The organism is Streptomyces azureus (genome assembly GCF_001270025.1).
Classification (GTDB): Bacteria; Actinomycetota; Actinomycetes; order Streptomycetales; family Streptomycetaceae; genus Streptomyces; species Streptomyces azureus.
In genome coordinates this window covers 15,256-28,955 of record NZ_DF968315.1, presented here as the reverse complement: position 1 = coordinate 28,955, position 13,700 = coordinate 15,256, and the positions used below count along the sequence as shown (strand labels likewise).

At 71.8% G+C, this 13,700-nt stretch carries 12 protein-coding genes; 6 read left to right on the top strand and 6 right to left on the bottom strand.

What is annotated here, in order from left to right:
• On the top strand, positions 1–856 hold an 856-nt coding region (locus AOQ53_RS44795; protein ID WP_167745752.1), incomplete at its 5' end, for an alpha/beta fold hydrolase.
• 4 nt (positions 857–860) lie between these two features.
• Here AOQ53_RS44795 and AOQ53_RS22405 read toward each other — a convergent pair.
• Positions 861–1,979, bottom strand: a complete 1,119-nt coding sequence (locus tag AOQ53_RS22405; protein ID WP_059419881.1) for a glycerate kinase — start codon at positions 1,977–1,979, stop codon at positions 861–863.
• 291 nt (positions 1,980–2,270) lie between these two features.
• Between AOQ53_RS22405 and AOQ53_RS22400 the strand changes: the two genes are divergently transcribed.
• The 4 genes from AOQ53_RS22400 to AOQ53_RS22385 all read left to right on the top strand — a co-directional run bounded on the left by AOQ53_RS22400 (position 2,271) and on the right by AOQ53_RS22385 (position 5,434).
• Entirely contained in the window at positions 2,271–3,344 is a 1,074-nt protein-coding gene (locus tag AOQ53_RS22400) for an ADP-ribosylglycohydrolase family protein (RefSeq protein WP_059419880.1), read from the top strand.
• A 277-nt stretch (positions 3,345–3,621) separates the two neighbouring features.
• The gene (locus tag AOQ53_RS22395; protein WP_059419879.1) at positions 3,622–4,074 is read left to right on the top strand and encodes a hypothetical protein; all 453 of its coding nucleotides are present in this window, start codon (positions 3,622–3,624) and stop codon (positions 4,072–4,074) included.
• Between the two features lie 28 nt (positions 4,075–4,102).
• Positions 4,103–4,597 carry an NUDIX domain-containing protein gene (locus AOQ53_RS22390; RefSeq protein WP_059419877.1) on the top strand — a complete coding sequence of 165 codons (495 nt, stop codon included), beginning with the start codon at positions 4,103–4,105 and terminating at the stop codon, positions 4,595–4,597.
• Between the two features lie 81 nt (positions 4,598–4,678).
• A complete protein-coding gene (locus AOQ53_RS22385) occupies positions 4,679–5,434 on the top strand; it encodes an SIR2 family NAD-dependent protein deacylase (protein ID WP_059419876.1) in 756 nt (251 codons plus the stop codon).
• On the opposite strand, the gene AOQ53_RS22380 is transcribed toward AOQ53_RS22385, so the two are convergent.
• Genes AOQ53_RS22380 through AOQ53_RS22370 form a run of 3 tightly spaced genes read right to left on the bottom strand, consistent with a single transcriptional unit; the run spans position 5,394 to position 8,115 of the window.
• Positions 5,394–6,107: a bleomycin resistance protein gene (locus AOQ53_RS22380; RefSeq protein ID WP_059419873.1), complete on the bottom strand. Its 714-nt coding sequence runs from the start codon at positions 6,105–6,107 to the stop codon at positions 5,394–5,396. The two genes, AOQ53_RS22385 and AOQ53_RS22380, sit on opposite strands and share 41 nt — an antisense overlap.
• A gap of 35 nt (positions 6,108–6,142) precedes the next feature.
• Positions 6,143–6,625, bottom strand: coding sequence for a methylated-DNA--[protein]-cysteine S-methyltransferase (locus AOQ53_RS22375; RefSeq protein WP_059419871.1), 483 nt, complete (start codon positions 6,623–6,625; stop codon positions 6,143–6,145).
• A gap of 8 nt (positions 6,626–6,633) precedes the next feature.
• On the bottom strand, positions 6,634–8,115 hold the full coding sequence (locus AOQ53_RS22370; RefSeq protein WP_330219363.1) for an AlkA N-terminal domain-containing protein: 1,482 nt from the start codon (positions 8,113–8,115) through the stop codon (positions 6,634–6,636).
• A gap of 145 nt (positions 8,116–8,260) precedes the next feature.
• Between AOQ53_RS22370 and AOQ53_RS22365 the strand changes: the two genes are divergently transcribed.
• Positions 8,261–8,623, top strand: a complete 363-nt coding sequence (locus AOQ53_RS22365; protein WP_020274584.1) for an ArsR/SmtB family transcription factor — start codon at positions 8,261–8,263, stop codon at positions 8,621–8,623.
• 50 nt (positions 8,624–8,673) lie between these two features.
• Here the strand turns inward: AOQ53_RS22365 and AOQ53_RS22360 are convergent, their stop codons facing one another.
• Together AOQ53_RS22360 and AOQ53_RS22355 are read right to left on the bottom strand one after the other, a co-directional pair.
• Complete coding sequence (locus AOQ53_RS22360; protein ID WP_059419869.1) at positions 8,674–12,567, bottom strand: glycoside hydrolase family 2 TIM barrel-domain containing protein; 3,894 nt, start codon at positions 12,565–12,567, stop codon at positions 8,674–8,676.
• A gap of 242 nt (positions 12,568–12,809) precedes the next feature.
• Positions 12,810–13,640, bottom strand: a complete 831-nt coding sequence (locus AOQ53_RS22355; RefSeq protein ID WP_059419867.1) for an alpha/beta fold hydrolase — start codon at positions 13,638–13,640, stop codon at positions 12,810–12,812.
• Positions 13,641–13,700: the final 60 nt, after the last annotated feature.

Genomic DNA, 13,700 nt, shown 5'->3' with positions numbered 1-13,700 from the left:
CTGCCCTCCCCCGCCCCCGTACCCGTACCAGCTGGGGAACTCGGAGAGTGAGTGGGCGGAGCTGGACGCGGTGGTCAAGTTCATCAAGGGCCTGCCGGGCAGGAACAAGCCGATCCGCTTCATCGGCTATTCCCTGGGCGCGGCCATCATGGGCGCCTACACGCTCCAGAACCCCGGCAACGTCGAGAGCCTGCTCCTGCTCGCCCCCGTCTTCCCTCCCAAGGGACGGTGGTCGGGCAATCCCGCCGCCCCCTTCGGACGCCCGTCCGAGGCCCAGACGCTGCCCATGTCCACGCCGGCCCTCACCTGGGGCTTCCCGATGCTCGTCGGCACCAAGACAGGGTTCAGGATGGGGCTGGACGGCAACCCCGCCCTGCGGGAGCCCGACATCGTGGACCTCGCCTGGGAGGCCTGCATGGACAACGACCCTCTCGGCAGCAAGTGGGGCCGCGAGGTGGCACCGGGTGAGTACGAAGGCATCCTGCGGTACCGGAACACCTACTGGTGGGGGTGGAACGACCAGACGGTGCCGCACCAGAACCCGGCCGGCACACGCGTCCTCGGTGAACGGGTTCCCGTGCTCATCATCTACGGGGAGCAGGACCGGGCCGCCAACAGCCCCGCGACCCTCCCCGACCCCGTCCGCTTCTCGGTGCCGGCCCTCTACGCGGCCGTCCCGGGACCCAAGAAGCTGATGTTCTGCCTCGCCGGCTCGGGCCACTCCCTGGTGTGGGAGCTCACCGCGAAGACCGTGCACCACATGTCGAAGCAGTGGTTCAAGAACGGCCAGGTGGAGGGCCTCACCAGCGGCAGCTACTTCAGGGACCCGGACGGCCAGCTGATCCTCTTGCCGTGACGGGTCAGGTCAGGAAGTCCCGCCCGATCCGCTCCGCCACCCGTTCCAGGATCGGCCCGGCCTCGGCGATGCACTTCGCCACGTCCGGCTCCGCGTCCGTCAGGGGGTAGGCCCGGCGGATTCCGGCCCGGCCCAGGGCCTCCGGGGGGAGGGCGAGACGGCCGCAGACCGCTACGACGTCCTTGCCGGCCGCGCGGGCCGCCGCGGCGACGCCCGCCGGGGCCTTGCCGTGGAGGGTCTGCTCGTCGAGGGAGCCCTCGCCGGTGATCACCAGGCCGGCACGGTCCAGGGCGGGGGCGAAGCCCAGGACGTCGAGCATGACCTCGATGCCGGGGCGGAAACGGGCGCCGAGGAGCAGCGCGCCGTAGCCGATGCCGCCCGCCGCGCCCGCGCCGGGCGACGCGGCGTACCGGGCGGCCTGCGGTCCGGCCGACTCCTCCAGCACCTTCGCGAAATGCGCGAGGGCGGCGTCCAGGGCCGCCACGTCGTCCGGCGAGGCGCCCTTCTGCGGGCCGTAGACCGCGGGCGCGCCCTTCGGGCCGGTCAGCGGGTTGTCGACGTCGCTCGCGAGGACCAGTTCGATGTCGGTGAGGCGGGGGTCGAGGCCGGACAGGTCGGCGGTGGCCACACCGGCCAGGCCGCCGCCGCCCGGGGATACCGGTTCGCCGTCCGGGTCCAGGAAACGCGCGCCCAGCGCGGACAGCATGCCCGCGCCGCCGTCCGTGGTGGCGCTGCCGCCGACCCCGAAGACGATCGTGCGGGCACCCGCGTCCAGCGCGGCCCGCAGCAGCTCGCCGGAGCCGTACGTGGACGCCGTGAGCGGTGCGAAGACCCCGGCGGGCAGCCGCTGGAGGCCGCTCGCCTCGGCCATCTCCACGACCGCGGTGCCGTCGCGCAGCGCGAAGGCCGCCGTCACCTCGTCGCCGAGCGGACCGGCGACCCGTACCTCCCGGCGCTCGAACCCGGCCGCGACCGCCGCGGCCACGGTTCCGTCGCCGCCGTCGGCCACGGGCAGCGCCTCGACCTCCACGTCCGGTACGGCCCGGCGCAGCCCGGCCGTCACCCGCTCGGCGACCTCCACGGCCGTCAGCGACCCCTTGAACTTGTCCGCGGCGACGAGCACCCGCTGTGTCTTCCGGGCATCGCTCACTGCAACGTCCGCCACTTGCACTCCCCTTGCTCTCCGGGCCCTCACGCACGTCAAGGCCAGTCGCGCCGCTGCGACCTTAACCGGAGGACGCCCCGGCCGTCAGCCCGTGCCCATCCCCTGGAACGATGCCCCAAGGGGCGCGGGGCTGTGTCATACCTGCGGCTGCCGCCACGCGGGCGCGACCGACCACAACGCACCGGCAGCCGCGCGCCACACCGCGGCCCCCACCCCAGAGCGTCCCGCCGAAACGGGTAGACCGTAACCATGACCCTCGCGCACACCGACACAGACCTCGCCAACCGCGTCCTCGGCGGCTGGCAGGGCCGCATCGCGGGCAACATGCTCGGCAAACCGGTCGAGCAGGGCGAGGTCTGGACGCGCGACCGCATCGACCGCTACCTGCGGCAGGCCTCCGCACTGCCGCTGACCGACTACCTGCCCGAGCCGATCAGCGAACACGACGGCTTCGAGTTGCGGCCCGAGTGGCGCCAGTGCGTGCGCGGTCGCATCCACGGCAGTTGCCGTGACGACGACGTCGACTACGCGATCCTCGGCATGGACCTGCTGGAGACCCACGGCTTCGGGTTCAGCACCGAGCAGGTCGGAGACCTGTGGCTGCTGCGGCTGCCGTATCTCCAGACGTTCACCGCCGAGCGGGCCGCGTACCGCAACCTCGCGAACGGGCTCAGGCCGCCGCTGACGGCGACGTACGACAACCCGTACCAGGAGTGGATCGGGGCGCTGATCAGGGCCGACATCTTCGGCTGGACCTGCCCGGGCGCGCCGCGCCGGGCCGCCTCGCTGGCCCGGCGGGACGCGGTGCTGTCGCACACCGGCAACGGGGTCTACGGGGCGATGTGGGCGGCGGCGCTGATCGCGGCGGCGTTCACGGCACCCACGGTGCGGCACGCGGTCGACGAGGCCCTGGCCGTGATCCCGGCGAGCAGTCGCCTGGCCCGCACGGTGCGCCGGGTCGTCTCCCTGCACGACACCCGGATGTCCTGGGAGGACACGCTCACCACGGTCACCGAGGAGACCACCGGGATGGGCTGGATCCACACCGTCCCGAACGCCGCCGTCCTCACTGCCGGCCTGCTCTACGGCGACGGCGACTTCACCCGCACCATCACCCTGACCGTCCGCGGTGGCCTGGACACCGACTCCAACGGCGCGACGGCGGGATCGGTGGCCGGGGTGTTCGGCGGGGCGGCGGCCATTCCGGACCGGTGGACGGTCCCGCTGGAGGACACGGTCCGCAGCGCGGTGTTCGGCTTCGACGGGGTGCGTATCAGCGAGCTGGCCAGGCGGACGGTACGGCTGGCGGAGCAGGAGGCCTGACCGGATCGAACCGGCCATTCCCCGGCCGAGCGGGGTGGCCGGCCCCTTCTTCCACTTCTCGACACGGGCCCCGCGAGGGCTCAGTAGCGGCCGCTGCCGCCGAGTGCGCAGGGACCGTCCACTTGAAAGCGCTTTCATCCAGCTGTTTCCGGCCACCTGTCCGCGATCCAGCCATATCGATCAAACCCGGACGTAAAGTGATCCAACCCTCGGCTCGCTCGATCATTCCAGTCATCCGGTTCGCGCCCTCGCGCCTGACAGAAAGCGTCTGATTGTCATGTCTCGTCTCAGAACCGCCCTTCGTGCCACCGCCGCCGCGACCGTCCTGACCGCCGCCGTGCTCACGGCGCCGGGAGCCGTCGCCGCCGAGCAGTCCACGGCCTCGGCCGCCGCCAACGTGTGCGGCAGCGGCTACACCCTGCGCAAGGCGATCCCGCTGCCCGTCGGCGTCGACCCCGACCTGCGCAAGGCGACCCTCTTCGCCTACGAGAACGGCGGCAGGGGCTGCGCCATCCTCGACAACAACGTCGGCAGGGCGCAGTACATGTCCGTGCAGATCTGCAAGGTGGACGGCTCGGCCTGCGACCCCGACTCGGGCACCTTCAGCGAGTACGCGGGCCCGGTGCACGTCTCCAGCTTCGCCTGTGCCCAGGTGACCGCCAAGATGGGCTCGTCCTCCACCAGCCTCTACATCAACTACAAGTCCAGCTACGTCTTCCCCTGCGGCTGAGCCGTCATCGGGTGGTTACCCTGCCCCAATGACCACCTCTTCTGACTTCGCCGCCTACATCGCGTCCCTGCCCCGGGTCCTGGCCGGCGCCGCCGCGCTGTTCCGGGACGGCGAGGGCCGGGTGCTGCTCGTCGAGCCCAACTACCGGGAGGGCTGGGCGCTGCCCGGCGGCACGATCGAGTCCGACGACGGCGAGACCCCGCGGCAGGGCGCGCGGCGCGAGACGGCCGAGGAGATCGGGCTGGACCGGGAGCTCGGCAGGCTGCTGGCGGTGGACTGGGTGCACGGCACGGGGCGTCCGCCGCTGGTGTCGTATCTGTACGACGGCGGGGTGCTCGGCGAGGACGAGTTCAAGACGATCCGCCTCCAGGAGGAGGAACTGCTGTCCTGGCGGCTGGTCCCGCGCGAGGAGCTGACCGAGTATCTGCCGGGCGCCCTCGGCCGCCGTGTCCTGGCCTGCCTTGACGTCCTGGCGGACGGCTCGGGCACGGCGGAGCTGGAGAACGGGCACCGGGTGTCCTGACCGGCTCCGGCCGTTCACCCGTCGACGTCCCGTGCGATAACCGCTCGCCGCTGTCGTACGGCCCGGCCTACCCTCGGTGCCATGGCCAAGCCCCTCGTCGCGCTCCTCACCGGTGCCGGTATCAGCACGGACTCCGGGATCCCGGACTACCGCGGGCCGAACGGGCTCTGGCGGCGGGATCCGGAGGCCGAGAAGCTCGTCACGTACGAGTACTACATGGGCGACCCGGAGATCCGCCGCCGCTCCTGGCGGATGCGGCGCGAGAATCGGACGCTTCAGGCGGAGCCCAACGGCGCGCACCGGGCGGTGGCCGAACTGGAGCGGTCCGGGGTGCCCGTCCGGGTGATCACGCAGAACGTGGACGGGCTGCACCAGCTCGCCGGGATGCCCGCCCGCAAGGTCCTCGAACTGCACGGCACGGCACGGAGTTTCGTGTGCACCGGCTGCCACGCCCGCGGCTCGATGGAGGACGCGCTCGCACGGGTCGAGGCCGGGGAGGACGACCCGCCGTGCCTGGAGTGCGGCGGCGTCCTGAAGCCGGCGACGGTGATGTTCGGCGAGCGGCTGGACCCGGTCGTCCTCGGCGAGGCGGCCGCCATCAGCAAGGCCTGCCAGGTGTTCGTCGCCGTCGGTACGAGCCTCCAGGTCCAGCCCGCCGCCGGCCTCGCCGGTGTCGCCTCCGACCACGGCGCCCGGCTCGTCATCGTCAACGCCGAGCCGACGCCGTACGACGACCGTGCCGACGAGATCGTCCGCGAACCCATCGGCACGGCGCTGCCGGAGCTGTTGCGCGGCCTCACGGCCGAGGCGCGGCCAGCAGATCCTCCAGGCGCGTGAGCGCGTCGCGGGCCTGGTCGCGTTCGGCTTCGGTGAGGTCGAGCGCGGCGGCCCTGGCGAGGGCGGACGCCGTCGTCTCCCCGTCGCCGAGCCGCCCCGCGACGTCCGCGCGCAGGACGAGGAGCTGAAGCAGCTGGACGCGCGTCGGCGTCTCGTCCGTCAGGCGCAGCACCCGGTCGATGACCTTGGCGGCGCCCGCCGCGTCCCCCTTGGAGTCCGCCAGGAGGGACGCGTGGTGCAGGGCCCGCGCGAACGTCTCCTCGGGGGCGGGCCCCTGGTGCCGCTCCTCGCCCGTGCGCTGCCCGACCCGGACGCAGTTGCCGCCCGGGTCGGTCATGAGGAACTGCCGCACGCCGTACGACATGTCCTTGAGCGGCCCGACCCGCGGCAGACCCCGGGTGGGGATCCTGCCGTACGCCGCCTTGAGTCCGGCCCGGAACGCCTGGTAGAGGCCGTCCACGTCGTCGGTCAGGACGTAGCAGGTGCTGATCGAGTCGGTCGGCTCGTAGTGCTTCATCGCGAAGAACTGCAGCTCGATGCCGCCGTGTTCGACGACCGCGTACGGGTTGGGACTGCGCTGCTGGTACGTCACCTCGAAGCCGAGGGCGGTGTAGAAATCGAGGACGGGCTGGAGGGTTCGGCACGGCAGGATCGGGATCGTCTTCTCCGGCATGAGCCCACTCTAGTCAATTTTGACCAACCGTGGGCCTAGAAGAGTGCGGCCCCCCGCTCGAAGTCCAGCAGACGCTGCTTGCGCTCCAGCCCGCCTCCGTACCCCGTCAGGCTCCCGTTCGCGCCGATGACGCGGTGGCAAGGGACGATGATGCCGACGGGGTTGCGGCCGTTGGCGAGGCCGACCGCGCGCGAGGCGGCCGGGGTGCCGAGGGCCTCGGCGAGTTCGCCGTAGGTGCGGGTCTCGCCGTACGGGATGCGGCGCAGCTGGTCCCAGACGCCGCGCTGGAACGGCGTGCCGGTCAGGCGGAGTTCGACGGTGAACTCCTTCAGCTCGCCCGCGAAGTAGGCCTTCAGCTGTTCCTCCGTCTCCGCGAACAGGGTGTCGTCGCGGGCGCCGAAGGTCTCCTCCGGCGGGCGGTGGCGCTGGTCGGTCATGTAGAGGCCGCACAGGACGCCGTCGTCGGCGACGAGGGTGAGGGGGCCGTAGGGGCTGTCGGTCACGGTGTGGCGCTTCATGGACGTCCCTATACCGGTAGGAAGTTGATCGGGTGGCTGTCGGTCGCCCAGAGGTACTGGACGGCGTAGGCACGCCAGGGGCGCCAGGCCGCCGCGCGGGCGGTGAGCGCGGCGGGCGTGGAGGGCAGGCCGAGTTCCCGGGCGGCGCGGCGGATGCCGAGGTCGGTGGGGAGGAAGGCGTCGGGGTCGCCGAGGGCGCGCATGGCGATGACGTCGGCCGTCCAGGGGCCGAAGCCGGGCAGCGCGAGGAGCCGGTCGCGGGTCTTCGGCCAGTCGCTCTCCACCCCCAGGCGGAGGTCGCCGTCGGCGAGTTGGCGGACCAGGGTGGTGAAGGTCGTGCGACGGGTGCGGGGCATCGCCAGTGTCTCGGGCTCCAGCGCCGCGAGGGCCTCGGGGGCCGGGAAGAGGTGGGTGAGGCCACCCTCGGGGTCGTCGACCGGTTCGCCGTGCGCGGTGACCAGGCGGGCGGCGTGGGTGCGGGCGGCGGCGGTGGAGACCTGCTGGCCGAGCACGGCCCGGACGGCGAACTCGGCCTCGTCCACCGTGCGCGGGACTCTCCGGCCGGGCGCCTTGTCGACCAGGGGCGCCAGGACCGGGTCCGTGCGCAGCTGCTCGTCGATCGCGACCGGGTCGGCGTCCAGGTCGAGCAGGCGGCGGCAGCGGCTGATGGCGACGGTCAGATCGCGCAGGTCGCTGAGGGTGAGGCGGCAGGCGATGTGGTCGGGGGTGGGAGTGAGAGCCACGATGCCGTGGCCGTACGGCAGCCGCAGCGTGCGCCGGTAGGAGCCGTCGCGCCACTCCTCCACGCCGGGTACGGCCGTGGCGGCGAGGTGGCCGAAGAGGTTGTCGGGGTTGAGCGGGGCGCGGAACGGCAGCCGCAGGGACAGCGCGCCGGGGGTGCTCGCGCCCTGCCGCTTCGGGGCGCGGGCGCGCAGCTCGCTCGGGGACAGGCCGAAGATCTCGCGGACGGTGTCGTTGAAGGTGCGGATCGAGGCGAAGCCTGCGGCGAAGGCGATCTGCGCCATCGGCAGGGCCGTCGTCTCGATGAGCAGCCGGGCCGTCTGGGCGCGCTGGGCGCGGGCGAGAGCGAGCGGCCCCGCGCCCAGTTCGGCGAGCAGCTGGCGCTCGACCTGCCGGGTGCTGTAGCCGAGCCGGGCGGCGAGGCCGGGCACGCCCTCGCGGTCCACGACGCCGTCGGCGATCAGCCGCATGGCGCGGGCCACCAGGTCGGCGCGCTGGTTCCACTCCGGGGAGCCCGGGCTGGTGTCGGGCCGGCAGCGCTTGCAGGCCCGGAACCCGGCCTGCTGGCAGGAGGCCGCGCTCGGGTGGAAGACCATGTTCTTCGGCTTGGGCGGCACGACCGGGCAACTGGGACGGCAGTAGATGCGGGTCGTCAGGACGGCCGTGAAGAACCATCCGTCGAACCGCGCGTCCTTGGACTGGACGGCGCGCACGCAGCGCTCGGTGTCGGTGTGCATCCCCATCTGCATGCGTCCAGCATCGGGCACGGGACGGGGCGGGTCTGGCGAGAATCCGACATCGACCTGTCTGTTCGACGGCGCCCCGGGGAGACCGACGAGACAGGATAGATGAAGATTCATTCATGTGTTCGCGTGTGACCGGTACGATGACGTCATGGGTCATGGAGCCGTCATTCCCGCGCAGGACGCCACCGAGCGCGTACGTCTGGACGCGGACAACGTCGCGAAGGTCGCCACCACGCTTCAGGCCCTGTCCACACCCTCCCGCCTGCTGATCCTGGCACGGCTGCGGGAAGGCCCGCTGCCGGCCACCGAGTTGGCCGCCGAGGTGGGCATGGAGCAGTCGGCCTGCTCGCACCAGCTGCGGCTGCTGCGCAACCTGGGCCTGGTGGTGGGCGAGCGGCAGGGCCGTTCGGTCGTCTACGCACTGCACGACCACCATGTCGCCGAGCTGCTCGACCAGGCCGTCTACCACGTGGAGCACCTGCGCCTGGGCATCAGCGACGCCGCCGACTGAGGCGGCGCCGCTGTCACACCGTTTCGTTCCCTTCGATGGCCGTCTACGTCCTACTCGGTGGCCGTCGGCCGTCGCGAAGCCGCCATCGCCTCGCTCACGCGCGTCAGCGGACGCAGCCGGTAGGTGTACGCGTAGTCGCGGTTGGCGAAGAGCTTGAACTCGTCGTGGGGGTGGGCGCCCCAGCTGTTGTCGCCGCCCACGCCCGTCTGGCGGTGGTTGACCCGGAGGACCACCGCGTCCCGCGGGGTGAGCTGGTAGTCGTGGCGGGCCCCGACCGACAGGTCCTCGGGGGTGAAGTGCGAGGCGTTGACCTCCAGCAGCGGCTCACCGGAGACGAGCAGTCCTCGTCCGCTGCCGTCCGTCAGCGCGGCCCAGCGGACGTCGGTCTTGTTGCCGTTCTCCTGGGGGCGCAGGTAGGGGGTCCACTGCCCGGAGACGGTGCCGGAGTACAGGCCCACGTCGGTGGCGTTGTTGCGGTCCCACATGTTCTCCTCCGGGCCCCGGCCGTAGTAGTGCAGCCGGTCCAGGCGGCGGGGCAGGAACAGCAGGGTGCCGACCTCGGGGATGTACGGCAGGTTCGGCGCTCCCGGGCGCAGGGTGTTGTCGACCTTGATCTCGCCGTTGCCGAAGACCGTGTACCTGGTGCTGTACGTGGACTCCGCGCTGGTGGGCAGCGTGCCGGTGACCGTGACCTCGACGGCCCGGTCGTCCAGCGGCCTGACCCGTACGTCCGCCACCTTCCGTTTCGCTCCGGCGTCGCGCCAGGTCTGATTGCGGGTGTGGTGGCCGTTGCCCCGGTCGTTGTCGGTGGGCGCCCGCCAGAAATTCGGGACGGGGCCGGAGGTGACGAGCCGGGTGCCGCCGGCCTCGTACGACGTGATGGTGCCGGTGCTCTTGTCGACGGTGACCGAGAAGCCCTTGCCCCGGACCGTGACGTCCTCGTCCCGGTCGGTGTACCGCAGGGCGGGGACGCTACGCAGCGGCAGCGGGGTCACGGCCGGGCTGTCCGTGTCGAGGGCGAGCTGCTGCTTGGCCACCTCGAAGCCCGCCTTCGCCCACTTGGCGGACTCCTTGGTCGTGAAGGAGAGCTGGAGGAAGTACTCCGTGCCCGGTTCGGGCTTCGCCGGCAGGCGCACCGGCACCTTGATGTCCTTGCTGGTCAGCGGGGCGAGATCCAGCTGGTCGCGGGTCAGCCGACCGCGCTGGACGACCTTGCCGTCGGCGACGAGGGACCAACGGCCTTCGAACTCGCGGAGGTTGGTGAAGAGGTACTCGTTGGTGAGGGTGACGGCACCGAGGCCGCCTCCGGGGGCCGGGGCCGCGTTGATCGCCTGGTAGATCTGCTTGACCTCGGCGGACTTGCCCGTGAGGCCGCGGTCGGCGGTGATGATGCCGTCACCGGCGAAGGCGCCGTCGTTGGGATTGTCCCCCCAGTCGCCGCCGTAGGCGTAGAACGTCTTGTCACGCGGGCGCTGCTCGGTGAAGCCGACGGTGGCGGCGTCGAACCAGAAGCGCACGCCCTCGTCGCCCGGGCCGCGGCCGTCCGAGGCCAGCTCCGCGGCGCTCAGCGCGCGGGCGTACACGCGGGCTCGCCGGATGGTGCCGCTGAACTCCCGGGTCGGGTTGTCGACGTCGGTGGCGAGCGTCAGGGAGGCGGTGTTGGGGCTAGGTCGCCGGGTGGTGGTCCGGGTGCCGCGCACCTGGCCGTCGACGTACAGGGTGAGCGTCCCCGCGTCCGCGTCGAAGACACCGGCGACGTGGTGCTCCTTGCCCGTCCAGCCGTCCGGCAGCGCCCAGCTCGCGGTGACCCACTGGCCGCCGCCGTGGATGAAGAACTCCAGGTTCTTGTCGGTCTGTTTGAGGGCGTACTGGGTGTCGCCCTTGGCGAGGAGGGGCTGGTGGCCGCCGGTCACGTGCGGGGTGACCCAGGCCTCCAGCGTGAGGGAGCCGGTGAGGTCGAGGCGGGCGTCTCGGGGGAAGACGGTGCCGCCGGAGACGCCCTTCGCGCGGTCGAAGCCGGCGGCGGGTGCGATGACCTCGCCGCGCAGTGCGCCCGGGCCGGACTCGGTCAGGAGTTTGCGGGTCGGGGCCGGCCAGCTCAGGGCCTGGTCGGCGAAGTCCCAGATCCAGCCGCCCTGGAGGACGTCGTAGCGGCGGACTATGTCCCAGTACTTCTTGAAGTTGCCGTTGGAGTTCCCCATCCCGTGGGAGTACTCGATCATCACGTACGGCCGGGTGTCGCTGGTGTCCTTGGCGCGCTGCTCGACCCGCTGCGGGCTGTCGTACATCTCCGAGCGGATGTCGCTGATCCCGGGGCGGTCGTCGCCCTCGTACTGGATGACGCGGGTGGGGTCGTAGGAGCGGATCCAGTCGTACATGGCGTTGAACGTCGTGCCGCCGCCCGCCTCGTTGCCGAGGGACCAGATGACCACCGAGGCGTGGTTCTTGTCGCGGTGCACCATGTTCTGGGCGCGGACCACGCACGCCTCGGTCCACTCGGGGTGGCCGCTGCCGGGGAACTCGTCGCGGATGCCGTGGGTTTCGAGGTTGGTCTCGTCCACGAGGTACAGGCCGTACTCGTCGGCGAGTTCCAGCCACAGCGGGTTGTTGGGGTAGTGCGAGGTGCGGACGCTGTTGATGTTGAGCCGCTTGATGATCTCGATGTCCTCGATCATCTGCGCCCGGGTGAGCGCCGAGCCGGTGACCGGGTGCATCTCGTGCCGGTTGGTGCCGCGGAAGGAGACCGGCTTGCCGTTGATGCGCATCAGGCCGTCCTTGAGCGCGAACTCGCGGAAGCCGACCCGGTGCGAGAGGGTCTCGACCACCTTGCCGGACGGGTCGCGCAGCCGCAGCACGGCGGTGTAGAGGTTCGGGTGCTCGGCCGACCAGAGCTTCGGCGAGGGGACGGCTCTGGACGCCTCGGCGGTGGCCTCGTCGCCGTCCGGGACGTCGACCGGCTGGTTCAGGGGCCGCGACCAGACGGCGTGGCCGCGCGCGTCGTACAGCTGGGTCTCGACGGTGTAGCGGCCCGCGCCCTTGCCGCCGTAGTCGCGGACGTGCGCGGTGACCTTGAGTTCGGCCGAGGTGTAGTCGTCGCCGAGCGGGGTGTCCAGTTTGAAGTCGCGCAGGTGCACGTTCGGCGTGGAGTACAGGTGGACCGAGCGGAAGATGCCGCTCAGCCGGATCATGTCCTGGTCCTCCAGCCACTCGGCGTCCGAGTAGCGGTACACCTCGACGGCGATGTGATTGGTGCCCGGCTTGAGGTGGCGGGTGATGTCGTACTCGGCGGGGGTGTAGGAGTCCTCGTGGTAGCCGACCAGCTCGCCGTTGATCCACACGTAGTGGGCGGACTTGACGCCCTCGAAGTGCAGGAAGGTGCGCCGGCCCGACCAGTTCCTGGGCACGGTGAACGTACGGCGGTACTGGCCGACGGGGTTGTAGCGGGTCGGGGCGGCCGGCGGCTGGGCGTCCTCCCCGCCGCCGTTGGGGCCCCACCAGGGGTAGGTGATGTTGACGTAGATCGGGAAGTCGTAGCCGTGCAGCTGCCAGGCCGAGGGGACGGGGATGGTGTCCCAGCCGGAGTCGTCGACGTCGGTGCGGTAGAAGTCGGTGTCCCGGTCGTCGGGGCGGTCGGCGTAGGCGAACTTCCACTTGCCGTCGAGGCTCAGCCGGTACGGCGAGCGCTCGCGGTCACCGGCCAGGGCCTGCCCGAGGTCGGCGTACGGCATCAGCGTGGTGTGCGGCGGCTCGGTGCCCACGCGGTACACGGCCAGGCCGTCGTTCCACTCCGGAGGGCCGTCGGCCGCCGGGCGCCGGCCGGCCGCGTGCGCCGCGACGGGTGACGCGGACAGGGCGAGCGCGCCGAGCACGGCGGCGCCCCCTTCGAGCAGACGGCGACGGCTGACGACGGGGCGGTCGGCGGGGGACGAGAGCGGGTGCGGCATGACCGTGGCCTTCCTCGGTTCGACAGGGTGCTGCACGGACTGAGGGCACGTCAGATGTGATCCCCAACTGCCGTGATGGGCGTTTCTGTTGGGACAGGTGCAACTGACGGTGACGGAGCAACTGCTGAGCAGGCACACCCTAGGACTCGAACACAATCGAAGCAATGACCCTGTCGGACTTTGTGCGGTCCTGATGGTTCTCCGGCGTTCGGCGCCCTCAGGCCCCGAGGGTTTCGGCGCCCTCAGGCCCCGAGGAAGGTGAGCCCCTCGCTCGTCAGCCGGGCGGGTGCGTCCAGCGGGACGAGGTGGCCGGACTCCGGGACGGGCACCAGCCGCGCGCCCGGGATCAGGGCGGCCAGCTCCTGCCCCTTGGCGAAGGGGATCCAGGTGTCCTCGGTGCCCCAGCAGACCGTCACCGGCAGGTCGATCGTGGGATACAACGGCTGGATCTCGTCGGTGTAGCTCTGGTCGGCCTGCGCGATCTGCCGGTAGAAGGCGGCCTGGCCCCGCTCCCCCGTCCACGGCCGCACGAGCGCGTCCAGCGCGGCGGGCCGCAGGCCGACGTGGCTCGCGGACGTGACGTACTCGCGCACCAGGGCCTCGTGCAGTGCGGCCGGGAGCTGCTCGAAGACGTGGCTGTGCTCGCCGACCAGCCGGAAGAAGGGGGAGCCCCAGGGTTCCAGGGCCACCGGGTCGACCAGGGCGAGCCGCCGGTAGCGGGCGCCGTGCAGCAGATGGGCGCGCAGCGCCACGCACCCGCCGAAGTCGTGCGCGACGACGGACGGCTCGTCCAGGCCCCAGTGCGCGAGCAGCTCGGTGAAGATCCGGCCCTGGGCCCCCAGCGAGACGTCCTGGTCCGGGTACATGTCGGAGGTGCCGTAGCCCGCCATGTCCCACACGTGCACGTGGTGCCCGGCGGCGGCGAGCGCGGGGGCGGTCTCGTGCCACACGTACGAGGAGAAGGGCGTTCCGTGCAGCAGCACGACCGGGTCGCCGCCGGGATCCCCGAGCCGGTCCCAGCGCACCGTCCCCGACGTGGTGGCCAGGCTCTCCCGCAGCGTCCAGTCAGCCAAGATTCCCGCTCCCTCTGCCCGCGTACCGACCCGCGATCGTTTGTCATTTCGGCGCGACAG

Coding starts and splice junctions, on each gene's coding strand:
- AOQ53_RS22360 (WP_059419869.1), bottom strand. CDS start 12,567: ATGCCGCACCCGCTCTCGTCCCCCGCCGACCGCCCCGTCGTCAGCCGT.
- AOQ53_RS22395 (WP_059419879.1), top strand. CDS start 3,622: ATGTCTCGTCTCAGAACCGCCCTTCGTGCCACCGCCGCCGCGACCGTC.
- AOQ53_RS22390 (WP_059419877.1), top strand. CDS start 4,103: ATGACCACCTCTTCTGACTTCGCCGCCTACATCGCGTCCCTGCCCCGG.
- AOQ53_RS22380 (WP_059419873.1), bottom strand. CDS start 6,107: ATGCCGGAGAAGACGATCCCGATCCTGCCGTGCCGAACCCTCCAGCCC.
- AOQ53_RS22400 (WP_059419880.1), top strand. CDS start 2,271: ATGACCCTCGCGCACACCGACACAGACCTCGCCAACCGCGTCCTCGGC.
- AOQ53_RS22370 (WP_330219363.1), bottom strand. CDS start 8,115: ATGCAGATGGGGATGCACACCGACACCGAGCGCTGCGTGCGCGCCGTC.
- AOQ53_RS22365 (WP_020274584.1), top strand. CDS start 8,261: ATGGGTCATGGAGCCGTCATTCCCGCGCAGGACGCCACCGAGCGCGTA.
- AOQ53_RS22385 (WP_059419876.1), top strand. CDS start 4,679: ATGGCCAAGCCCCTCGTCGCGCTCCTCACCGGTGCCGGTATCAGCACG.
- AOQ53_RS22375 (WP_059419871.1), bottom strand. CDS start 6,625: ATGAAGCGCCACACCGTGACCGACAGCCCCTACGGCCCCCTCACCCTC.